1 protein-coding gene is annotated in these 253 nt (G+C 66.0%); it reads left to right on the top strand.

Annotated elements, in window-relative coordinates; translation table 11 throughout:
- Window positions 1-253 (top strand): condensation domain-containing protein (locus FFK22_RS42580; RefSeq protein ID WP_143957088.1); only part of this gene is annotated, 253 nt, incomplete at both ends.

The raw sequence follows: 253 nt of genomic DNA, 5'->3' as shown, positions 1-253 counted from the left end.
TCTGGTCGAAGCCCTCAACCCCACGCGGTCGCTCGGACGCCATCCCCTGTTCCAGGTCATGCTCGCCTTCCAGAACACCGACGAGGCAGCGCTGCGGCTGCCGGGGCTGGATGCCTCCGTCGAGCCGGTCGTCACCCACACGAGCAAATACGATCTCGCGTTCAACATCTCGGAGCAGCGTGATCCGGAGGGCCGGGAGGCGGGGCTGGAAGGGATGCTGGAATACAGCACGGACCTGTTCGACCGGGAGACC

This window comes from Mycobacterium sp. KBS0706 (assembly GCF_005938675.2).
Taxonomy (GTDB): Bacteria; Pseudomonadota; Alphaproteobacteria; order DSM-16000; family Inquilinaceae; genus Inquilinus.
This window is presented reverse-complemented; position numbering and strand designations above follow the sequence as displayed.